The 22821-nt window shown below is 75.1% G+C and carries 16 protein-coding genes; 10 read left to right on the top strand and 6 right to left on the bottom strand.

Annotation, left to right across the window (positions count from 1 at the left end; all coding sequences use genetic code 11):
- The coding region (locus AB0E96_RS20160) for a S8 family serine peptidase (RefSeq protein ID WP_359825399.1) at positions 1–1231 on the bottom strand (1231 nt) is incomplete at its 3' end.
- 505 nt (positions 1232–1736) lie between these two features.
- On the opposite strand from AB0E96_RS20160, the gene AB0E96_RS20165 reads away from it, so the two are divergent.
- Positions 1737–2450, top strand: a complete 714-nt coding sequence (locus AB0E96_RS20165; RefSeq protein WP_359825402.1) for a BTAD domain-containing putative transcriptional regulator — start codon at positions 1737–1739, stop codon at positions 2448–2450.
- A gap of 64 nt (positions 2451–2514) precedes the next feature.
- Here AB0E96_RS20165 and AB0E96_RS20170 read toward each other — a convergent pair whose 3' ends face one another.
- From AB0E96_RS20170 to AB0E96_RS20185, 4 genes are all read right to left on the bottom strand, one after another.
- Positions 2515–3702, bottom strand: a complete 1188-nt coding sequence (locus AB0E96_RS20170) for an aminotransferase class V-fold PLP-dependent enzyme (protein ID WP_359825404.1) — start codon at positions 3700–3702, stop codon at positions 2515–2517.
- A 13-nt stretch (positions 3703–3715) separates the two neighbouring features.
- Positions 3716–5050, bottom strand: a complete 1335-nt coding sequence (locus AB0E96_RS20175) for a pyridoxal-phosphate dependent enzyme (protein WP_359825407.1) — start codon at positions 5048–5050, stop codon at positions 3716–3718.
- A complete protein-coding gene (locus tag AB0E96_RS20180) occupies positions 5047–6543 on the bottom strand; it encodes a Y4yA family PLP-dependent enzyme (protein ID WP_359825409.1) in 1497 nt (498 codons plus the stop codon). Before AB0E96_RS20180 ends, AB0E96_RS20175 begins: the two co-directional genes overlap by 4 nt.
- A gap of 174 nt (positions 6544–6717) precedes the next feature.
- The gene (locus AB0E96_RS20185; protein ID WP_359825412.1) at positions 6718–7476 is read right to left on the bottom strand and encodes a class I SAM-dependent methyltransferase; all 759 of its coding nucleotides are present in this window, start codon (positions 7474–7476) and stop codon (positions 6718–6720) included.
- Between the two features lie 286 nt (positions 7477–7762).
- Between AB0E96_RS20185 and AB0E96_RS20190 the strand changes: the two genes are divergently transcribed.
- The 4 genes from AB0E96_RS20190 (at position 7763) to AB0E96_RS20205 (ending at position 13520) form a co-directional block, all read left to right on the top strand.
- Positions 7763–8698: an ABC transporter ATP-binding protein gene (locus tag AB0E96_RS20190; RefSeq protein WP_359825415.1), complete on the top strand. Its 936-nt coding sequence runs from the start codon at positions 7763–7765 to the stop codon at positions 8696–8698.
- Positions 8695–10089, top strand: a complete 1395-nt coding sequence (locus AB0E96_RS20195; protein WP_359825417.1) for an ABC transporter permease — start codon at positions 8695–8697, stop codon at positions 10087–10089. Before AB0E96_RS20190 ends, AB0E96_RS20195 begins: the two co-directional genes overlap by 4 nt.
- Positions 10090–10093: 4 nt before the next feature.
- Complete coding sequence (locus AB0E96_RS20200) at positions 10094–12844, top strand: bifunctional YncE family protein/alkaline phosphatase family protein (protein WP_359825420.1); 2751 nt, start codon at positions 10094–10096, stop codon at positions 12842–12844.
- Positions 12845–13061: 217 nt separating this feature from the next.
- The gene (locus tag AB0E96_RS20205; protein WP_359825422.1) at positions 13062–13520 is read left to right on the top strand and encodes a universal stress protein; all 459 of its coding nucleotides are present in this window, start codon (positions 13062–13064) and stop codon (positions 13518–13520) included.
- Positions 13521–13567: 47 nt separating this feature from the next.
- On the opposite strand, the gene AB0E96_RS20210 is transcribed toward AB0E96_RS20205, so the two are convergent.
- The gene (locus AB0E96_RS20210; protein WP_359825424.1) at positions 13568–14614 is read right to left on the bottom strand and encodes a lactonase family protein; all 1047 of its coding nucleotides are present in this window, start codon (positions 14612–14614) and stop codon (positions 13568–13570) included.
- 271 nt (positions 14615–14885) lie between these two features.
- Here AB0E96_RS20210 and AB0E96_RS20215 point away from each other — a divergent pair, with 271 nt between their 5' ends.
- The 5 genes from AB0E96_RS20215 to AB0E96_RS20235 all read left to right on the top strand — a co-directional run.
- Positions 14886–16757: a glycoside hydrolase family 15 protein gene (locus AB0E96_RS20215; protein WP_359825428.1), complete on the top strand. Its 1872-nt coding sequence runs from the start codon at positions 14886–14888 to the stop codon at positions 16755–16757.
- Positions 16754–18121: a glucose-6-phosphate dehydrogenase gene (locus tag AB0E96_RS20220; RefSeq protein ID WP_359825430.1), complete on the top strand. Its 1368-nt coding sequence runs from the start codon at positions 16754–16756 to the stop codon at positions 18119–18121. Before AB0E96_RS20215 ends, AB0E96_RS20220 begins: the two co-directional genes overlap by 4 nt.
- An 8-nt stretch (positions 18122–18129) precedes the next feature.
- A complete protein-coding gene (locus AB0E96_RS20225; protein ID WP_359825433.1) occupies positions 18130–18693 on the top strand; it encodes a gluconokinase in 564 nt (187 codons plus the stop codon).
- Between the two features lie 814 nt (positions 18694–19507).
- Positions 19508–20875: a serine hydrolase domain-containing protein gene (locus AB0E96_RS20230; RefSeq protein WP_359825435.1), complete on the top strand. Its 1368-nt coding sequence runs from the start codon at positions 19508–19510 to the stop codon at positions 20873–20875.
- Positions 20876–20992: 117 nt separating this feature from the next.
- Positions 20993–22821: non-ribosomal peptide synthetase (locus tag AB0E96_RS20235; RefSeq protein WP_359825437.1), on the top strand; the 1829-nt coding region annotated here is incomplete at its 3' end.

Consider the following 22821-nt stretch of genomic DNA (forward strand, 5'->3'; position numbering starts at 1 on the left):
GCGGCGGGACGTGTCCGGGGACCGCGGGCTGCGCGCTCGCGGCGGTGACGCCCGTCACCCCGGCGGCGGCGCCGGCCTGGGGAACGGCGTCGTACGGCGCGCCCTGCGGGGCCGGCGCGGCCTGGGCGGCGGGGGCCGGTGGTGCGGTCGGGGCGGTGGGATCGGCCTCTGTGGTGGCGACGGGAACGCTCTGGGTGTCCATGGTGCTGGCTCCCTCGTGCGAGTCGTAAGGGGAGGTCCCGAGCAGTGCGGGAGCGCCGGCCGTGGCGACCCCGACCTCGGGGGAGAGGGTGGCGCGGCGGGCGGCGTCCGCCGTGGTCGCGGCGCCGGCCGGAGGCGCGGTCAGGTCTCGTCGGGTGATCAGCTCGTACGCGTGGGCCGCGTCCAGGTGACCGACCAGCCGGCGCCGGCACTCGGGCGCGTCGGCGGGGGCGCAGGGCACGGAGCGCGCGCCCCGCAGCAGGGCCCGGCCGGCCGCCCTCGGGTCGGGCGGGGCGCCCGCCCGTACCTGCGCGGCGACCAGCAGGGCGGCGACCCCGGACACCAGTGGTGTGGCGAAGCTGCTGCCGGTCAGGGTGGCGCCGCCCCCGCCCGGGGCGGCGCCCTCGACATCGAGCCCGGGGGCGAGCAGGCCGTGGCCGGCGTACGCGGAGCCCCAGTTGCTGATGTCCAGCGGTTCGCCGTCGGGGCCGGCCGCGCCGACGGCGAGCACCGTCGGGACGGCGGCCGGCACCTGGGCGCAGTCGCAGCCGTCGTTGCCGACGGCCGCGACCACCAGGACCCCGCTCTCGTCGCACAGCCGCAGCGCGTGCTCCAGCACCGGGTCCGGCTGGACGTCCTGGCCGGCCTCGCCACCGCTGATGTTGATGACGTGGGCGCCCTCCTGCACGGCGCGTTCGACGGCCCGGGCCAGGTCGAGTTGGGGTACCCGTCCCTCGCCCGCGTCCGTGAAGACCGGCAGGACCAGGCCGCGGCACCGCGGCGCGAGCCCGGTCACCGGGCTGCCGGGTCGGCCGAAGAGCAGGCTCGCGACCAGGGTGCCGTGCAGCGACATCGGGCCGGGGCCGGCCGGTTCGGTGACGAGCGTGTCCAGCCGGGTGAGGTCGGCGCCGTCGAAGCAGGGGTGCGACAGGTCGACCGGACCGTCCAGGACGGCGATGCACACCTCCGGGTCGCCGAGGAGCTCGTCCTCGGGGGCGCGGACGTCGCGCAGGACCGATCGGGCCTTCATGCGGCATCCCCCTTCCGGTGTCGGGCGGGGCGTCGGGTGCGCTCCACCGGGCGGCAGGTGGTGCCAGTCAACGGGCCGGCCGTCGCGCGCGTGTGCCGGGGAGCGTCACCGCCGGCGGGTGGGTGCCGTCGCGGGGGCGTCGCGTCCGCGTGGCGGAGCCGTCCCGGCCGGCGTCGGTGCCACGGGCCGGGTGGTGCACGCACGGTGACCGTCCGCCGGTCGGCCGATCGGCCCGGGTTCCCGCGGTGGATCGGCACCTCCGCCAACACCCGTTCGGCGGCGGCCCATTAGGGTGTCGGCGGCCGGCCGGGGGCCGTGGCCGTGACGGTCGGCGACGACGGCCGTGACGCCGCCGAGGCGTCACCGCGACGCCGCCGCAACGTCCGTACGACGTCCGGGTGACGGCGGTCCGGGGCCGGACGGACACGGCCGTGACGGGCCCCGGCCGCAACCGGTGCGCGCCCGAACGGGTGCGGGGGTCGGCGCGGCACGGCAGAGTGGGAGTGTGTCGTGGGACGGCCCGAGCATCGAACTGCTGCGGGGCTTCGAGGCCACCGACGCGGGACGCAGGGTCTCCCTCCCGGTGAGCGCGGAGCACCTGTTGGCCTTCCTCGCCCTGCACGACGACGGCGTCCAGCGCGGCACGGCCGCCGAACGGCTCTGGCCGGACTGCACCCAGCGCCGGGCGGCCGCGAACCTGCGCACCGCCCTCTACCACGCCAGGCGGCGCGGCCGGGCCATCCCGGTCGAGGCGTCGGGGCAGTGGCTGCGGCTCGCTCCGGCGGTCCGGGTGGACCTGCGTGCCGCGCGCTGCTCGGCGCAACGGGTCGTCGCCGGGCTCGACCGGCTGCCCGTCAGCTGCGACGACCTCGTGGACGAGCTGGCCGCCGAGCTGCTGCCGGGCTGGGAGGAGGAGTGGCTGACCCTGGAGCGCGAGCGGTGGGACCAGCTGCGGCTCTACGCCCTGGAGGGCCTGGCGCATCAACTGTGCGATGCCGAGCGCTACTTGTCGGCCCTGCAGACCGCGCTGGCGGCGATCGCCATCGACCCGGTCCGGGAGACGGCGCACCGGATCGTGGTCGAGGTGCACCTCGCCGAGGGGAACCTCGCCAGCGCGCTGCGCTCCTACCAGCACTACCGTTCGTTCCTGCAGCGGGAGCTCAACGTCGCCCCGTCGCCGAAGATGACCGGACTGGTGCGCAACCTCCAGCGGATGTGACGGCCCCTCGGCGACCGGCGGCGTTCGGGGACGCCCGGGCCGGACCCGGCCCCGGCTCCGGCCGCTACAGCGAACGCAGGACGGAGAGCAGCCTGTCGACCTCCTCCGGGCTGTTGTAGACGTGCAGGCTCACCCGTACCGAGCTCTCGCTCTCGCCGGCCCGCGCCTGGCAGTGGCCGTCGGAGCGCACCAGCAGGCCGTGGCTGGCGAGCACGAAGCCCAGGTCGTTGGAGCCGATCCCGCGGTGCCGGAAGGTGACGATGCCCTCGCGCTGCTGGACCTCGGAGTCGGCGGCCAGGCTCAGCCGGCAGCCGAGCACCTCGTACGCGTCCAGGGTCCGCAGTCCGTCGGTGAGCCGGGCGGCGAGGGCGGTGTTCCACCGCCGGATGCGGTCCGTCCCGGCGGCGTCGAGCCAGTCCAGGGCGGTCTCCAGGCCGGCGATGCCGCAGGTGTTGGGGGTGCCGGCCCAGCCGCCGGGGGTGAAGGCCGGGCCCCGGGTGTTGCGGGCCCACACCGCGCCGGTGCCGGGCAGGCCCATCGCCTTGTGGCCGGAGAAGGCCACGAAGTCGACGTCCAGCGCGGTGACGTCCACCGGGAGGTGACCGACGCTCTGGGCGGCGTCCAGGCAGATCGGCACCTCGGGCCCGACCGCGGCCCGGATGCGGTGGACGTTCATGTCGGCGCCGTACACGTGGTGGACGTGGGTGGCGGCGACGAACGCCGTGCGCTCGGTGACGAGTCCGGCGAGCGCGACGTGGTCGTAGTCCCGCGAGGCCGGGTCGTACGGCAGTTCGCGCACCGTGACGCGCACGCCCTGGCGGGCCAGCAGCTGCTGCGCCTCCAGCCAGGGCAGGGCGTTGGCCTGGTGGTCGGCGAACGGCACGATGATCTCGTCGCCGTCCCGCAGGTGGTGGGGGAGCCAGTCCCGGGCCACCGCGCGCAGTCCCTCGGTGGCGCCGCTGGTGAAGTGGACGCCGGAGCGCCGCAGCGGTTCCGGGTCGCCGAGGAAGCGGGCGACCCGGGCGCGGGTGCGTTCGACCAGGGCGGTGGTGGCGTTGGCCCAGGTGTAGGTGCCGCGGCCGGCGTTGGCGTTGGCGGTGGTCAGGTAGCGCTGGACGGTGTCGAGCACGGCCCGGGGCTTCTGCGAGGTGGCCGCGCTGTCCAGGTAGGCCTGGTCCGGGTGGCCGGTGATGAGGGGGAACTGGGCGCGCAGCCCGCGGTGCCAGTCCCGGAGCGCGTCGAGGGTGGTCACGGCCGGCCCCCGCTCAGTCCCGGACCAGCGGGGCGCCCGCGTCGCGCCAGGCGATGATGCCGCCGGCCAGGCTGCGCGCGTCCCGGTGTCCCATCCGGGTGAGCAGTGCCGCGTACCGGGCGGACTTCTCGCCGACCGGGCAGGCCAGCAGCACCGGCTGGTGGGTGCCGAACGGCAGGCCGCCGTGCAGGAGTTCGTCGAAGAGTTCGTCGACGATGTTGATCGAGCCCTCGATGTGCAGCGCGGCGTAGGCGAACCCGCCGCGCAGGTCGACGACCAGCGGCCGCTCCTCGGCGATCCACTTGCGCGCGGCGTCGACCTCGACGACCCGGGCGGCGGACAGCTCGGTCGGCGTGACCGTGCCCACCGAGTTCGGCCGGGCGGGCTGGTTGAACAGTTCGGGCCGCCGCCGGCGGACGTAGCTCAGGTAGCTCTCGATCCGGTCGCAGACGATGAACACGGCGGTGTGCCGCTCGCCGGTGCCCCGCCGCGCCAACTCCTCGTCGACGGGGCGCAGGTGGCGCAGCGCGCCGAAGAAGGCGCCGCCTCCGGTGGGGCCGGCGGGCAGGGCGCAGCGGCGGGCCAGGGTGAGCATGCCGTCGATGGCCTGGTCGGCGGTGACGGACGCGATGCCGTCGTAGGTGTCGGGGTCGAACAGCCCGACCTCGTGCACCTCGTCGATGGTGCGGATGCCGGGGATGAAGTCGGACTTGTGGGCGACCAGTCCGAGCACCTCGACGGCCGGGTCGTGGGCGCGCAGCGCGGCCGCCACGCCGGTGGAGGATCCGGCGGTGCCGATGCAGGCGATGAAGTGGTCCGGGGCGCGGCCGTCGAGGTCCCGGAGGATCTCCGGCCCGGTGCCGGTGAGGTGGGCGTCCAGGTTGAGGCGGCTGTAGTACTGGTCGGTGTGCAGGTAGCCGGAGTCGGCCTCGGAGAGCATCCGGTGGATCCGGGTGAGCGGGTCGTCGGTGTCGGTCGGGTCGAGGCACTCGGTGCGGCCGGGCAGTTCCTCGATCTCGGCGCCCAGGAGCAGCAGCAGGTCCTTGATCTCGGGGACCTTCATCCGGTTGGTGACGCTCTTGAACGGCAGCCCGTGCAGGCCGGCGATCAGGGCGAGCGCCTTGGCGGTGTTGCCGCTGGAGAGTTCCACGAGGGTGTCGCCGCGTTCGACGGCGGCGGGCAGCGCCTCGCGGGTCATGTTCCAGGCGGCACGGTCCTTGACCGAGCCGAACGGGTTGAGCATCTCCAGCTTGGCGTACAGGTCGATGTGCCGCAGGCCGGTGACCGCCGGGTCGATCCGGACCAGCGGGGTGTTGCCGATCGCGTCGGTGATGCTGTCGTACCTCATGCGTGTCCGTTCCCCCGGTGTGCCGCGGCCGCCGTCACGTCGACGGGCCAGTACTGCTCGTCCAGGCGCCACCGCCAGGTGCCGTCCTGCCGGTAGGCGGCGACCTTGCGCGCGACGGGCTGGCGCAGTGCCCCGCCGGCGCTGAAGTCCATCAGGTAGCCCGCGGTGTTGGCGAAGGCGAGCAGGTCGCCGGGGGCGGGCAGGCGGGGCAGGAAGACCGTCCGGCGGGTGATCAGGTCGGTCTCCAGGCAGAGGTTGCCGATGAGGTAGACCCCGACGGGTTCGTCCGGGGCTGCGTCTCCGGCGCCGGGCGCGCCGGGCCGGGGGACGAGGACCGGGTCCATCAGGACGCCGTGCTCCTCCAGGCCCACGTCCCGGGCGTTCATCTCCAGCCGGACGAGGCGCTCGCCGGCCGGGGTGTGCCGGACCTCCAGGACGCGGGCGAGGGTGGCCCCGCACTGGTCGGCCAGGGCCCGGCCGGGCTCCACCGCCAGCTCGTAGAGGTTCTCCAGCAGCAGGGTGCCGAGCGGCCGTCCGAGGGTGGGCGCGGGGTGGGAGAGCAGCTCGTCCAGGTAGGCTTCGGCGGCCACCGGGCGGTGCGCCGGGTAGAGGCCGAGGGCGCCGCGCAGCCGGCCGGACTCGGCGCGCAGCCCGTAGCCGTGGCCCTGCCAGGTGAGGGCGGGCCGGCGGCCCAGGACGGCGTCGGCCAGTTCGGTGGTGTACCGCTCCCACTGGGCGGCGTCGGCCAGGTAGCTGACCCCGAAGCCGCCGCCGATGTCGATGGTGCGCGGTTGCAGGCCCCGGCGGCGGCACTCGTTCATCACCGCGATGCAGGTCTCCAGGGCGACGGCCTTCTCCGCGATGCCGGTGGTGTCCAGGTGGTAGGCCACGCCGGTGGTCTCCACGGCGTCCCGGTGGCGCTCCAACGCGTCGAGCAGCCCGGTGAGTTCGCCGAGGTCGGTGCCGAAGCGGCTGGGCCGGGAGAGCAGGGTGACCCCGGGGGCCTTGAAGCCGGACAGCCGGGGCAGGACCCGCACCCGGGGCAGGGCGTGCTCGCGCACCAGGTCGGCCAGCTCGTCGAGTTCGGCGGGGGAGTCCAGGTGGATGGCGGCGCCGGTGCGGGCCGCCAGCCAGAGGTACTCGCGGGTCTTCGGGCCGGTCGCCATGATCCGCTCGGGCGGGCAGCCGGCCCCGAGCACGTGCTGGAGTTCGGCGAGCGAGGCGACGTCCAGTCCGGCGTCGGTGGCGGCGAGCCGGCGCACGAGGGCGCTGGAGCGGTTCGCCTTGTGGGCGAAGTGGATCCGGCCGGCGAGGTGGTGCTTGCGGTAGACGGCCTGGAAGCGGGCCAGGTTGTCGGCGATCTGCTCGGGCAGGAGCAGGTTGAGCGGGGACCCGAGGGCGTCGGACAGGGTGTGCAGGAGGTCGTGTTCCTCCAGGAGGGATCGGAGCGGGGTCTCCATTCGCGGTTCGAGATACAGCGGTAAGGGCCGCATGCGAAACCAGCTCTCGGTGGGGTGTCGGCGTGAGGGTGGGGGCGGCAGGGGCGTCGGCGACCGAGGGAAACCGTAACCGTTTCCCTGTGCGATCGACAGGGCGCTTTCTGTCACGCCATAGCAAAGACTGTGCCCGTGCGGACGCGGCCGTTCCGGATGGGCTTCCGGGCGAGGTCAGCGCAGGGCGACCAGGACGGAGCTGGTGCCGTACTGCCACACCGGTCCGGCCTGGCGGAAGCCGGCCTCCCGCAGCAGTTCGCAGTGCCGGGCCGCGGACAGGCCGTTGCCGGCGCCGTCGGTGGGGGGCAGTTGGCGTTCGCGGGCCGTCAGCAGGTCGGCGAACTCGGGGACGCGTCCGGCCGCGGCCCACCACTGGGACCAGTCCTCGGCGTCGTCGGTGCCGCTGCGCCGGGCGCGGCACCGGCCGATGGCGAGGGCGAGTTCGGCGAGCGGGCGGTCCTCGGGGATCAGGTGGTCGCCGTTGACCAGGACGCCGCCGGGCCGCAGTGCGGCGGCGAGGTCGCGGTAGATCCCGAGCAGGGCGTCCGGCGGCGGGTAGTGCAGCGCGGTGGTGGAGACCACGGCGTCCAGCGGGCGGTCGAGGCCCAGCTTCCCGATCCAGCCCGGCCGGCCGATCAGGGTCTCGACCCAGCGGGCGATCTCGGGGTGCCGGGCGCGGCCGAGGGCGAGCAGCAGCGGGTCGATGTCGACGGCGAGGATCTCGGCGTGCGGCAGGCGGGCGGCGACCCGGGCCGACAGTGAGCCGGGGCCGCTGCCGAGGTCGGCGACGAGCGGGCGCCCGCGGTGGCCGACGGTCTGTTCCAGCACGTCGGCGATGACGGTGAACCGCTCCTCGCGTTCCACCGCGTACCGCTCCTGCTGGCGTTCCCAGCGGTCCACCCAGGTTCCGGCCAGGGCGGCGTCCACTCGCATCCCGACTCCCACCGTGTCCGTGCGCATTCGAGGCTTCGCCTTCTGCCAATGTTTGTCATGTTCATCAAGCTCCGCAACCGCTTCGGCGCGGACCCCGGCGGATCGGGCCGCCTCCACCTGGCGAAACGATATCCGTTTTCATGTTGACCTTTCCACTCGATGCGCCCGAAGCGATCGCAGGACCGTCACAGGGTGGGCCGCCGCTGTTCCGACGGAGTTCAACCGGGCGCTCCTGACGGCGACCGGTCAACCCCCTAGGTTCCCTGGGGAACCGCGAGAAGGAGCCATGAAGGAAACTCAACCCGCCGTACGCGCACGGGCAGTGACGAAGTGTTTCGGGGACGTCGTCGCACTCGACGACATCGCCCTGGAGCTGGCACCCGGGCGGATCCACGGACTGGCCGGGCCCAACGGCGCCGGGAAGACCACGCTGCTCGGCCTGCTGCTCGGACTGGCCGTCGCCGACGACGGCGAACTGGAGGTCCTGGGCCGACCGGTCGGCCGGGCCCGGCCCGCGCCGCACGGCGTGGCCGGCTTCGTCGACGGGCCCGGGCTCTACCCGTCGCTGACCGCCCGGAAGAACCTGGCCGCCCTCGCCGCGCTGCGCGGGCAGGACGGCCCGGCCGGCCGGATCGACGAGGTGCTGGCCGAGGTCGGGCTCCGCGAGGTCGCCGACGACCGGGTGCGGGGCTTCTCGCTCGGCATGCGCCAGCGGCTCGGACTGGCCGCCGCGCTGCTCACCGAACCCCGGCTGCTGGTGCTCGACGAGCCCTCCAACGGCCTGGACCCGGCCGGCAAGCAGCACGTGCACGCGGCGCTGCGCCGGCTCGCCGCCGACGGCGTGACGGTGGTGCTGTCCAGCCACCGGATGGACGACCTGGAGGCGCTCTGCGACGAGGTCACCATCCTGGCCACCGGACGGGTCCGCTTCTCCGGCCCGCTCGACGAACTGGCCGCGCCCGGCCGCGAGCTCGACCACCGGCTGCTCACCTCCGACCCGGTGGCCGCCCGGCGGGTGGCCGAAGGGGTCGCCGGGGTGCGCGTCCCGGCCGGGCCGGGACGCACGGCCGGGGCGCTGGTGGTGCGCGCCTGCGGCCCGGCCGTCGAGGACCTGGTGGCGGCCCTGGTGCGCGCGGACGTCCGGGTGCGCGAGGTCGCCCCGGTCATCCCGCCCCTGGAAGCGGCGTTCCTGGCCCTGACCGAGCAGGAGGAGGAGCGATGACCACGATCACGGCCGGACGGGCCGCGGCCGCCACCGCCCCCGGACCCGGGACGCGCCCCGTGCCGGTCGGCCGGGTGTACCGCTTCGAGCTGGTGAAACTGCTCGCACAGTGGCGGACCAGAGGGCTGCTGCTGGCCTGCTGGATCGCGCCGGGGCTGTTCACGGCCGCCGTCGCCCAGCAGGGCACGCTGCCTTCCGACACCCTGTTCGGCCGCTGGATGCACGCCACCGGCTGGGCCGGCCCGCTGGTGGTGCTGGGCTTCGCCGGCTCCTGGGCGCTGCCCCTGCTGACCTCGGTGGTCGCGGGCGACGTGTTCGCCGCCGAGGACCGGCTCGGGACCTGGCGCCACCTGCTGGTGACGGTCCGCTCGCCGCGGCGGATCTTCGCGGCGAAGGCCCTGGCCGCCGTCACCGTGATCGGGCTGCTGGTGGCCGGACTGGCGGTGTCCGGCACGGTCGGCGGGCTGGCGGCGGTCGGCGACCGACCGCTGGTCGGTGTGGACGGGCACCTGCTGTCGGCCTCGGACGCGGCCGGGAGCGTCCTGCTCGCCTGGGTCTGCGCGCTGGCGCCGACCCTGGCGCTGGCGGCGCTCGGCCTGCTCGGCTCCGTCCTGCTGGGCCGCTCGCCGATGGGGCTGCTGGTCCCCGCGCTGGCGGCGGTCGCGATGCAGCTCGCCCAGGTGCTGCCGCTGCCGGTGGCGCTGCGCCTCGCGCTGCCCGGCTACGCCTTCGTCTCCTGGAACGGGCTGTTCGCCGCCCCGGCGCGGACCGGCGAACTGCTGGTCGCCGTCACGGTCGGCCTGCTCTGGGCGGCGGCCGCCACCGCGGCCGCGTACCGGCTCTTCGTCCGGCGGGACTTCACCACCGGCAGCGAGGACGGGGTGGGGCGCCGCACGCTCTCCCACGGCGTGCTGCCGCTGGCCGCACTGCTCGCGCTGACCACCGGCGCCATCGCGGCGGCCACCCCCTCGACCGGTTCCGGGATCACCCAGGAGAAGGTGCAGCGGGAGGTCGCCACCGTGTTCGCGCACCTCTACCGGCTGCAGACCGAGCAGCTGCACCGCCCCGCCGTGACGGAGGCCGACCTGCGGGCCACCGCGGACTGCCGGCGCGGCGACGGCCAGGTCGACCCGGAGGGGCCCGGCAACGACTGGCGCTGCGTGGTCACCTGGCACCTGCCCGGCACGGACGCCCCCGGTACGGCGGTCTACCAGCTCGACGTGGCCTCCGACGGACGGCTGATGGCCGACGGCGACGGCCCGAAGGAAGTGAACGGCTACTTCCTGGTGCACACCCCGACCGGGGACGCGCCGAACCCGCTGTGGCAGTTCGACGGTCAGGTCGGGCTGCTCGCTTCCCCCACCGGTACGACGGATTCAACGAAGGGCTGACGCCATGCAGGTAACGCGTCGTCGACGCAGCCGGAACGATCACGTGCTCCTCCTGGGCCGCCGGGTGGGCCGCCGGGTCGCACTCGCCACCGCCTGCGTCACGGCGGTGGCCGTGGCCACCGGCACGGCTTTCGCGAGCACCCAGCAGTTCGGCACCGAGCGGGTCGGCGAGACCACCGCCGACGGCCTGGTGATCTCCAGCGACCAGTACCTCGCCCCGTACGGCGACCGGCAGGTCATCGACAACGGCAAGATCATGGGCTCCGCCGTCAGCCCCGACGGCACCCACCTGGCCGCCGCCGTCACCGACGGCGACTCGGCGCTGGTCGTGGTGGACCTGAAGACCGGCAAGGTGCGGCAGCGCGTCGGCACCAACAAGGCGGACGAGCTGCGCATCCCCAACGGCTCGGTCGGCCAGGAGTCCCCGGTCTACTCCCCGGACGGCAAGCAGCTGTGGCTGGGCCAGCTCGACGGCTACACCCGGTTCACCGTGCAGCCCGACGGCACGCTGGCCAAGCCGGTGGCGGTGCCGATCCCCGCCGACGGGGACAAGCACGCGCTGGCCTCCGGCGCGGTGTTCTCCGCCGACGGCTCCACGGTGTACGCGGCCGTCAACGGGCAGAACCGGGTGGTCGCGATCGACGCGGCGACCGGCGCGGTCCGGCAGAGCTGGACGGTCGGCAACGCCCCGCGCGGCGTCGTCCGGGTCGGCGGGAAGCTGTACGTCTCCAACGAGGGCGGACGGGCGGCCACCGCCGGCGACACCACGATCAACTCCTACGGCACCCAGGTGCCGGCCGACCCGGTGACCGCCGCCACCACCACCGGCACCGTCAGCGTGATCGACCTCGCGGACCCGTCCGCCGCCGTCGGCACCGTCGCCGTCGGCCTGCACCCGACGGCGCTGTACGCCAAGGACGGGGTGGTGTTCGTCGCGGACACCGCCGGTGACGAGGTGTCGGTGATCGACACCGCGCACGACAAGGTCGTCCAGACCGTTTCCACCAAGCCGTGGCCGGAGGCCTCCGTCGGCTACGAGCCCACCGCGATCACGCTCACCGAGGACGGCCGGCTGCTCGTCACCCTCGGCCGGGCCAACGCGGTGGCGGTCTACCGCTTCTCCGGCGCGCAGCAGCCGGTGAGCTACGTCGGCCTGCTGCCCACGGACTACTTCCCGGCCGAGGTCGCCACCGTCGGCTCCAAGGTGATCGTCTCCAACACCCGTGGCATCGACGCCCGTCGGCCGAACAGCACCGGCGCCCACAAGACCCACGACACCACCTCCAGCCTCACCTCCTTCACGCTCCCGAGCGACAAGGAGATCCGCTCCCGGACGGCCGGAGTGTTCCGGCAGAACGGCTGGACGAACAACGCGGTCAAGCTCGCCAACGGTCACAAGGCGAAGGCCGAGCCGGTGCCCAAGCGGATCGGCGACCCGTCGCCGATCAAGCACGTCTTCCTGATCGTCAAGGAGAACCGGACCTACGACCAGCTCTTCGGGGACCTGCCCCAGGGCAACGGCGACCCGAAGCTCGCCCAGTTCGGCGCCGACGTGACGCCCAACCAGCACGCGCTGGCCGAGCAGTTCGGGCTCTACGACAACACCTACGACATCGGCACCAACTCCGCCGAGGGCCACAACTGGCTGATGCAGGCCGACAACCCGGAGTACACCGAGTCCTCGGCCGGCGAGTACGAGCGCAGCTACGACACCGAGGACGACGGCCTGGGCCACCAGCGCTCCGGCTTCCTGTGGACGGGCGCGCAGGCGGCGGGCCGGTCCGTACGCGACTTCGGCGAGTTCCACCAGTTCCTGGACAAGCCCGCCGACGCCACCTGGCAGAACCTGTACTGCGACGCCAAGGCCATGGACGAGACCGGTCAGGGCAGCGCCTACGCGCTCAAGTCCTCCTCGCCGATCCCCTCGCTCAACAGCGTCTCGGTGCCCGGCTTCCCGAAGTTCGACACCGACGTGCCCGACCTGTACCGGTACCAGATCTGGAAGCAGGACTTCGAGCGCAACGGCCCGGCCGACCTCAACATGCTGTGGCTGTCCAGCGACCACACCGGAGGCGCGGCGGGCCCGGCCGCCCAGGTCGCCGACAACGACCTCGCCACCGGGCGGATCGTCGACGAGATCACCCACAGCGAGTACTGGAAGGACTCGGCGATCTTCGTCGTCGAGGACGACTCCCAGGCGGGCCTCGACCACGTGGACGGCCACCGCGCCCCGATCCAGATCATCAGCCCCTGGGCGCAGCACGGCGCTGTGGACAGCCGCTACTACTCGCAGATCACCATGATCCGCACCATCGAGCAGATCCTCGGCATCCACCCGATGAACCAGAAGGACAGCGCGGCCAGCCCGATGACCGGGGCCTTCACCGACCGCCCGGACTACACCCCGTACGACGCGGTGCCCAACCGGACCCCGCTGACCGACGGCCTCAAGACGCCGCCCTCCTGCGGCCTCGACGTGCCCGGGCAGCAGGACCTGCGGGCGGCGGCGGCACCGGCCGCCGCCGCGCCGCCGGCGGAGCGGCAGGCCGTCGCGGCCCAGTGGGACACCTGGAAGTCGCGGCAGCGGCTGACCGGCCCGAACGCCGTCCCGGACCACGCCAACCCGGCGCAGATGGAACACCTGGTCTGGTACCAGACGCACGGCTGGACCACGCCGTACCCGGGTGAGAACACCATCCTCGCGCCCGACGACGTGCCCGGCGCCTACCTGCCGTCGCCGGAGAACGACGGCTGATCCCCCTCCGGACTCAGAGGGCCCCGAGCCGCGCCGCCGGCCCGGGGCCCGCGTGTCGGTCGACCCGGCCCGCGGCGCCGCGGCCGCGGCGGGCGCACCCGCCCGGACCAGCCGGACTGCGCACCCGGCGGGGTCGGTACCAGGCTGGACACCGAGCCGGTGACGGCGGACCACCGACCGGTGCGATCCTCCGCCGCCGTCGAGTCGAGGAGGAGACATGGCCGACCGGTCTGAGGGCAAGGGCCGCATCGTGGTCGGGGTGGACGGCTCGGAGCCGTCCGAGCGGGCGCTGCGCTGGGCGGTGCGCCAGGCGGAGCTCACCGGCGGCGCCGTGCTGGCGGTGATCGCCTGGGAGTACCCGACCTACCACGGCGCGCGCGGCTGGTTCCCCCCGGCGGCCACCGACGAGGCGGCACTGGAGGGCCGGGCGCGCCAGGAGGCCGAGCGGGCCGTCCGGGAGGCCGTGGGGGACGACCCGCCGGTCGAGGTTCGCACCGAGGCGCGCTACGGCTCCCCGGCCGGGTCGCTGGTCGAGGCCTCCCGGGGGGCGGACCTGCTGGTGGTCGGCAGCCGGGGCCTCGGGGGCTTCGCGGGGATGCTGCTGGGCTCGGTGGCCCAGCACTGCACCCGGCACGCCACCGTGCCGGTCGTGGTGGTCCGCGACCCGCAGGAGTGAGCGGCCCGGGCCCGCCGCCGTCGCACGGGCCGCACGATCCGGACGGGTCAGACGAAGACGACGGTGGACGCCGACGGGACGGCCAGCGAGCCCGCCCGGCGGGGGGTGCCCGTCGCGGCGTCCACATCGAACCAGGTGACGTCGCCCGAACGCTTGTTGGCCACGTACAGCCGGGTGCCCGTGGGGCCCAGCACCAGGTCGCGGGGCCCGTGGCCCCCGCAGGGCACCGAGGCGACCGCGCTCCCCCGATCGCCCGTCGGGTCGAGGGCGAGCACCACGATGGAGTCGGTGCCGCGCACCGCCACCCACAGGAACCGGCCGTCGGGGGAGACCACGGGAGCCGACGGCGAGGCCGGCTCCTCGACGCCGTCGGGGAACAGCGGAGCCTCCGCGACCGCTTCGAGCGCCCCGGTCTCGGCGTCCCAGCGGCAGACCGTCACGACCGGGCGCAGTTCGCCGAGCACGTAGACGTGGCGGCCGGAGGGGTGGAAGGCGAGGTGCCGGGGCCCGGTGCCGGGCGGCAGCGTGGTCTCCGCGTGGACGGTCAGTTCGCCCGTCGCCGGGTCCAGGGCGCAGATCCGCACCGAGTCGGTGCCGAGGTCGACGCCGAGCACCCAGCGCCCCGACGGGTCGGGGAGCACCTGGTGGGCGTGCGGGCCGCGCTGGCGGTCCCGGTCCGGCCCGCTGCCCCGGTGGCGCAGCACGCCGCTCGGGGCCTGCGGGGCGCCGTCGGCGGCGAGCGGCAGCACGCTGACGCTGCCGGAGCCGTAGTTGGCCGTCAGCAGGTGGCCCCGGGTGAGGCTCAGGTGGGTGGGGTCGTCCCCGTCCACCGGCACGGGGGCGCCGAGCGGGCGGGGCACCGCCCCGGCGACGTCGTAGGCGGTGACGGCGCCCGGCGCGGTCTCGGAGACCGCGTAGAGCACCGGGCCGCCCGGGGCCTGCCCGAGCGCGAGGTAGGACGGGTCGACGGCGTCGACCGCGCCGGTGGCGGTCAGCGCCCCGGTGTCCGGATCCAGCGAGGCCAGGACGATCCCGCGCCCGCCCGCCGAGGTGAACGACCCGATGAAGGCCCGCTCCGTGTCCTTGCCCACCATGGGGACCTCCACCGTCGCTCGTACGCGCTCGTAGCGCTCGGACCCTAGCAGCCCCGCCCGCGGCGCCCCGGGGCAGGGCGCGCGCGTTTTTTCACCGGAATGCACCGCTGCCGGGAGCGGCCGGATCGCGCGGCGGCCCGATCCCCGGGAACGTGGGAGCCGTCGGGCGCGCGGCCGGTCGCCGGCCGCCGGCCGCCCGGAGGGGCGGGATCCGCACCGGTCCGTACCCCGTGGCCGTGCGGGGACAGGAAGGCTGCGGAAGCGAGGCGGCATGTACGACCCCGATCCACCGTTCCGGCCGGTCCGCCGGCGACAGGGCTACCCGCCGCTGGAGGACCTCGGCCTGATCGGGAACGGCGCGACCGCCGCCCTGGTCGGCCCGGACGGCGCCATCCCGTGGATGTGCCTGCCCCGGTTCGACTCCGAACCGCTGTTCTGCGGCCTGCTGGACCACGCCAGGGGCGGGCACTTCACCCTCGCGCCGGAGGACCTGCGGGAGGCCCGGCAGCGCTACGAGCCGGACACCGGTGTCCTGACCACCGAACTGCGCGGCCCCACCGGCCTGGTGCGCGTCACCGACGCGCTGACCCTGCGCTCCGGCGCCGACCTCACCGACGACGCCCCGGCCGACCGCGGCGAACTGGTGCGCTCGGCCGTGGTGCTGGACGGCACCGTCCGGCTGCGGGCGGAGCTTGAGCCGCGCGGCGGCGCGCAGACCAGGGCCCTGTTCAGCGGGCTGGAGGTGCGGCCGAACCGGCGCCCGGACCTGCGCCTGCACCTGCGCTCCAACCGCCCGCTGACCGGCCTGCACGGCACCCACGAGCTGCGCCAGGGCGAACGCCTGGACCTCGTGCTGTCCTGGGGCCGCTTCCACCGGCACCACCGCTTCGACGCCGACGCGACCCTGAGGGGCACCGCCGAGGCCTGGCGCCGCTGGATGGGGCACTTCTCGTACGACGGCCCCGGGGAGCCGCTGGTGCGGCGGGCCGCGATCACCCTGAAGCTCTGCGACGACTGGGCCAACGGCTCGCTGGTCGCGGCCCCCACCTCCTCGCTGCCCGCGCCGATCGGCGGGATCCGCAACTGGGACTACCGCTACAGCTGGATCCGCGACGCGGCCTTCGCCGTGTTCGCGCTGCGCCGGATCGGTTTCCGCGGCGAGGCCGACGCCTTCCTCGGCTGGGTCCTGGACGCCTTCGAGGCCAGCCGGGGACCGCGGATCATGTACGACCTGCGGGGCGGCCCGGTGCCGGAGGAGGTCGAGGACGGCGAACTGGAGGGCTACCGGGGCTCCGCCCCGGTGCGCTGGGGCAACGGCGCGGCCGACCAGCGCCAGCACGACGTCTACGGCGAGATCCTGGACTGCGCCGACCAGTGGCTGCTGGCCGGCGGCGAGATCCAGCCCGCGCTCTGGGCCGGCCTGGCCAGGCTGGCCGACACCGCCGGACAGGCCTGGCGGCAGCCGGACCAGGGCATCTGGGAGGTGCGCAGCGAGGGCCGGGTGTTCACCTACTCGGCGGGCCTGTGCCAGGTGGCGCTGGACCGGGCCGCGCGGATCGCCGAGCGGCTCGGCCGGCCCGCCGGGACGGAGCGCTGGCGCGCGTCCGCCGAGGAGCTGCGCCGGCTGATCCTGGAGCAGTCCTGGGACGAGGACGCCAAGACCCTCAGCGTCCATCTGGACGGCGGCGGCGCGCTGGACGCGAGCCTGCTCGCGCTCCCGCTGCGCCGGGTGGTGCCGTTCGACCACCCGCGGATGGTGGCGACCGCGGCGGCCGTGGCCGAGCGGCTGTCGGCCGGCGGCGGACTGCTCTACCGCTACCTGCACGAGGAGTCCCCGGACGGCCTGCCGGGCGACGAGGGCGCCTTCGTCCTGTGCAGCTTCTGGCTGGTCGAGAACCTGGTCGGCCAGGGCCGGCTCGACGAGGCCGAGGAGCTGTACGCCTCGCTGTGCTCCCGGGCGAGCCCGCTGGGGCTGATGTCGGAGCAGATCGACCCGTCCACCGGAGAGTTCATGGGCAACTTCCCCCAGGCCTTCAGCCACATCGGGATCATCGCCGGCGGCGTCAGCCTGGGCCGGGCGAGGGTGGCGGGTGCGGGATCGGCGGGGTCGGCGGCGGGCCCCGGGTCGGGTGGTCGGCGATGATCGACCGGCTCGCGATCCTCGGCGCGACCGGGGACCTCAGCGCCCGCTTCCTGCTGCCGGCGCTGGCCGCGCTGCGCGCGGCCGGGCAGGTCGGCGACTCGCTGCGGGTGACCGGGGCAAGCCGGGAGGACCTGGGCACCGAGCAGTACCGGAGGTGGGCCGCGACCCGGCTCGACCGGCACGGCGGCGAGCTCCCGGCCGCGGCCCGGGAGGCGTTGGTGGCCGCGCTGGACTACCGGCGGGCCGACGTCACCGACCCGGCCGACGTCGCCGCGGTCGTCGCCGGGGAGGGGCCGGTGGCCGTCTACCTCGCGCTCCCGCCGGCGCTGTTCCCGCGGGTGATCACCGCCCTGCACGCGGCGGGCCTGCCGGCCGGCAGCCGGATCGTCCTGGAGAAGCCGTTCGGCGAGGACCTGGCCGGGGCGCGGGAGCTGAACCGGCTGCTCGCCGACCTGGTGCCGGAGCGGGCGGTGTTCCGGGTGGACCACTTCCTGGCCATGACGACCGTCCAGAACGTGCTCGGCAGCCGGCTGGCCAACCGGGTGCTGGAGCCGATCTGGAACAGCACCCACATCGACCGGGTGGACATCGTCTGGGACGAGACGCTGGCCCTGGAGGGGCGGGCCGGGTACTACGACCACGTCGGGGCGCTCAAGGACATGGTCCAGAACCACCTGCTGCAACTGCTCTGCCTGGTGGCCATGGAGCCGCCGGTCACCCTCGGCGAGCGGGACCTGAGGGACCGGAAGGTCGACGTGCTGCGCTCGGTGCGGCCGCTGACCGGGCGGGACGTGGTGCGGCGCACCCGGCGGGCCCGCTACCTGCCCGGCCGGATCGGGGACCGCGAGGTGCCCGCCTACGCCGAGGAGGAGGGGGTGGATCCGGAGCGCCGGACGGAGACCTTCGCCGAGGTGGAACTGGAGCTGGACAGCCGGCGGTGGGCCGGGACGAGGTTCCGGCTGCGCAGCGGCAAGGCCCTGGGCGAGGACCGCAAGGAGGTCGCGGTGCGCTTCCGCCCGGTGCCCGTCCTGCCGTTCGGCCACAGCGGGGAGGCCCGGCCCAACGTGCTGAGGTTCGAGCTGGAGCCGGAGGGGCTGGCGCTGGACCTGACCGGCATCGGCGCCCACGCCCACGAGCTCGCCCCGCTCTCGCTGACCGCGCGGATGGAGCCGCAGGACCTGCCCGCGTACGGCCGGCTGCTGTTGGACGTGCTCAACGGGGATCCGGCGCTGTCCATCCGCGGCGACGAGGCCGAGGAGGCCTGGCGGGTGCTCGAACCCGTGCTGACCGGCTGGGAGCGGGGCGACGTCCCGCTGGAGGAGTACCCGGCGGGCTCGCGCGGGCCGGCGCCGCGCGAGCGGTAGGCGCGCCGATGGACCCCGGCGGTGGGCGCGGCGGTGGGCGCGGCCTCCCGTACGTCGTGGTCATGGGGGTGGCCGGCACGGGCAAGTCCACGGTGGCCCGGCTGCTCGCGGAGCGGCTCGGGGTGCCGTTCGCGGACGGGGACGACTTCCACCGGCCGGACTCCATCGCCCGGATGGCGGCCGGCGTCCCGCTGGACGACGAGCGGCGGCAGCCCTGGCTGCGGGCCATCGGGGAGTGGCTGGGCGAACGGGAGGCGGCGGGCAGCGGCGGGGTGGTCACCTGCTCCGCGCTGAAGCGGAGCTACCGGGACACCCTGCGGGAGGGCGGCCGGGACCCTTTCTTCCTGCACCTGACGGGCGGTCGCGCCCTGCTGGCGGAGCGGATCGGCGGGCGCCGGGGCCACTTCATGCCGGAGTCGCTGCTGGACTCGCAGCTCGCCGTGCTCGAACCGCTGGGGGCGGACGAGCGGGGTGCCGCGCTGGACGTCGCTCCGGCTCCCGGCCGGCTCGTGGACGCGGCCCTGGGGCTGCTGGGTGGCCCGGGCGGTGTCACTCCTGACCCACCCGATTGATTCCGTCGCATTCCGGCACATCCGTCACAGCGGTCCGGGAATTCACTCGCCTATTGCTGCGAATGATTGTTCGAGTGACTGGTGAGATCTGAACCTGATATTTTCAGCCAAAGAATTCGCGCCCGTGATCGGCTCCTTCGGGTGCGGGCAAGAGTCGCACCTGGGATTTTGGGGTTCCGATTACCGACGGGGTCGCTTTCCGTTCAATCGGAAGGGGTTGCGAGCGGCTGACCCGCCGTGAAGACTGATGTGCGTTCGTCGTCCGGGCGTTCGGGGCGGCATGGATTGTGCGGCTCCTCGGCCGCGTCGGCGCGTTCCGCGCGAGGGGCACGGGGACGGATCGCCAATAAGGGGGATGGACATGCCGGGGACGGCCATTGCGCAGGTGGCGACCGGGAGAGCGGCCGGCCGGCGGGGTACGGTTTTCTGTTCGAACGTTCCGGCCGGGTAGGGTATTCGGCCGTTCGCGGTTCACCGCGCGCCGGTCCGCCGTTCATCGTTCGGCAGGTTTTCCGGTCGCATTCGTACCGTCCGGTCGGGACACGTCGGTGCGGCCGCGGAACGGCTCCGGGAGAGCCGGTGCGGCGCTCCGCGACGGGCACTCGGGGATTCCGCTTCCCGGGTGCGGCGCGGCGCCGCCGGTCCGCCCTGCGCGGATTCCGGGCGTTCCCGCGCGTCCTGAAGCAGGCGCCGCCGGCCGGAGCGCACGGCACCGTGGACCGGGAATTCCCGCTGTGCCGCACCCCAATCCGCAATTCCACCGCGGGCGCCCGGCGCGCCCGCACCCGAGAACCAGTCAACGGGAGCTTCCGTCATGCCGTACGCCAGCCCGGCGCCCACTCGCGAGCGGGCGCCGCTCCTCCTGCGCGGTGAACTGCAGCACCGGCTCGACACCCTCGCACGCGTCCACCGGGTGCCCGGTGCCCAGCTGGTGCTGGACACCGGCGCGGAGACCCTCGCCCTGCACACCGGCGTGGCCGACACCGGTACCGGGGCACCCTTCACCGAGGACACCGCCGTCCCGGTGGGATCGCTCACCAAGCCCTACACGGCGGCCCTGGTGATGCTGCTCGCCGACGACGGCGACCTCGACCTGGACGAACCGGCCGCCGAGCACCTACCGGAGCTGAGACAGCTGCCTGAAGTAACGATTCGTCATCTGCTGAGCCACACCGGCGGACTGCCCACCGGACCGGACTCCGACGCCGCCGCCCGCACCACCGCGACGCGCTACCTGACCGCCGTCTGCACCGCCGCGGACGCGCTCTTCCCGCCCGGCACCGACTTCTCCTACTCCAACGCCGGCTACGTCGCCGCCGGCCGCCTGGTCGAGACGGTGACCGGCATGGACTGGCACGAGGCGGTGAGCACCCTGCTGCTCGAACCCCTCGGCACCGGAGCGGTCTTCGTCGACACGACCGCCCCCGGGCGGCCGGTCGCCGCCGGACACGCGCTCAACGCCGCGACCGGCCGGGCCCGCGCCGTACGGCAGAACCTGGCCCCACTCGAAGCCCCGGCCGGCGCGCTGCTGGCCAGCGCCGCCGACCTCGCCGCACTCGGCGCCGCCCTGGCCGGCCGGGCCAAGGTGCTGCCCCCGGAGGTCGCCGAGCTGATGCGCCGCCCGGAGCCCGCGGCCCGGCCCGGGGCACTCGCGGACGGCTGGGGCGCCGGAACGGCGCTCTACCGCCAGGACGGCCGGCACTGGTACGGCCACGACGGCAACGCCATGGGCACCTCCTGCCACCTGCGGGCCGACCCGGAGACCGGCGCCGTGGTCGCCTTCACCGGCAACGCCGGCGCCGCCACCGCGCTCTGGCGCGAACTCGCGGCCGAACTGGAGGAGTTCGCCGGGCTGCGGGTGCCCGCCGCGATCGAACCGGTGGGCGCGGGGGCACCCGTGCCGCTCGCCGGACCGGCCACCGTCGCCCGGTGCGCGGGCGAGTACCGCAACGGCACGATCCGCTACCGGGTCGAACCGGCCGGCGACGCACCCGCCACCCTCTCCGTGGACGGCGACCTGCCGATCCCGCTGCGCTGCCACGCCGACCTCTCCTTCGACCTGATCGCCCCCGACACCGGCCACCCCGAGCCCGGCGGGCGCTTCCACCGGGACCCGGCCACCGGCCGGATCGACCGGGTGCAGGTCTCCGGACGCACCGCCCGCCGGGCCGCCTCCGACTGAACCGGCCGGCCCCGCCGTACACCCCGCACCACCCCAGCACCGTTCCCCGGGCCCGAGGGGCGGCTACCGCCTGCCCCGGTGCCCTCGTCGTCGCCCCCATCGGAAGGACCTTCCGCCATGGCCGACCGGCCTGCCCAGCCCCTGCGCCCGACCGTTCCACCGCAGACCGGCGGCACCACCCGAGCCCCGGGGGCCGCCCCCCGGACCCTCGACGCGCTGTTCACCGCCCAGGCGGCCCGCACCCCGCACGCGCCCGCGCTCACCGACGGCCGCCGCACCTGGACGTACCGGGACCTGGCGGAGCGCGTCGACCGGCTGGCCCGCGCGCTGCGCCGGCACGGCGCCGGCCCGGAGCGGACGGTCGCGCTGGCCCTGCCCCGCTCGATGGAACTGGTCGCCGCCGAACTGGCCGTCGCCCGGGCGGGCGCGGCCTTCCTGCCGGTGGACCCGGGCTACCCCGCCGAGCGGCGGGCGCTGATGCTCGCCGACGCCGACCCGGTCGTCGTGCTGGACGACCCGGCCGCCGTCCGCGAGGCCCTGGAGACGGCCGCGGAGCCGGCCGGGCCGGGTGAGCAGGGGGAGACGGCCGGCCTCGACCACCCGGCGTACGTGATCTACACCTCGGGCTCCACCGGCACGCCCAAGGGCGTGGTCGTCACCCACCGCGGGATCGCCGGGTTCACCGCGGCCGCCGTCGAGAACTACGCCGTCGGGCCCGGCGACCGGGTGCTCCAGTTCTCCTCGCCCAGCTTCGACGCCTCCGTCCTGGAGCTGTTCGTCTCCGTCCTCACCGGCGCCACCCTGGTGATCCCGCCGCACGGCCCCTGGCTGGGCGAGGAGCTCGCCGCCGTCCTGGACGACCACCGGATCACCCACACCCTGATCCCGCCCGCCGCCCTGGCCACCGTCCCCGCCGGTGCGGGCCGCCACCTGCGCACCCTGATCGTCGGCGCCGAGGCCTGCTCCGCCGAACTGGTCGACCGCTGGGCACCCGGCCGACGCATGATCAACTCCTACGGCCCGACCGAGGCCACCATCGTCGCCACCTGGACCGGCCCGCTCGCCGCCGGCACCGGGTCGCCCACCATCGGCGACGCCCTGCCGCACGCCCGGGTCCACGTGCTCGACGAGCGGATGCGGCCCCAGCCGCCCGGCACCGACGGCGAGCTGTACCTCGGCGGCGAGGGCGTCGCCCGCGGCTACCTCGGCCGCCCCGGACTGACCGCCGGGCGCTTCGTCGCCGACCCCTTCGGCCCGCCCGGAGCCCGGCTCTACCGCACCGGCGACCGCGCCCGCCGCAACGCCGACGGGGAACTGGAGTTCCTCGGCCGGCTCGACCGGCAGCTCAAGGTGCGCGGCTTCCGCATCGAGCCCGGCGAGATCGAGGCCGCGCTGCGCGCCCACCCGGCCGTCGACCAGGCCGTCGTGGTGGTCCGCGAGGACGAGCCGGGCCACGTCCGGCTGATCGGCTACGCCACACCCGCCGACCCGGGGGCCGCCCCCGACCCGGCCGAACTGCGCACCGCCCTGGCCGCCGCACTGCCCGCCCACCTGGTGCCCGCCACCGTCGTCGTGCTGCCCGAGTTCCCGCTCACCCCGCAGCTCAAGATCGACCAGCGGGCGCTGCCCGCGCCCGCCCGGCAGAACACCGCCGGGCGGCTCGCCCCGCGCACCGGCGGCGAACAGGCCCTGGCCGCCGTCTGGGCCGAGGTCCTCGGCCTCGACGCGGTCGGCGCCGAGGACGACTTCTTCGACCTCGGCGGCGACTCCGTCCTCGCCGCCTGCACCCTGTCCCGGGTCGCCGAACGGCTCGGCGTGCGGCTCACCCTGCGGGACGTCTTCACCGCCCGCACCGTCGCCGCCCTCGCCCCGCTGCTCGACCGGCCGGCCGACACCGCGGGCGCCGAACCGATCCCGCCCGCCCCGCGCGGGGAGCCGCTGCCGCT

This window comes from Kitasatospora sp. NPDC036755 (genome assembly GCF_040636595.1).
GTDB lineage: Bacteria > Actinomycetota > Actinomycetes > Streptomycetales > Streptomycetaceae > Kitasatospora.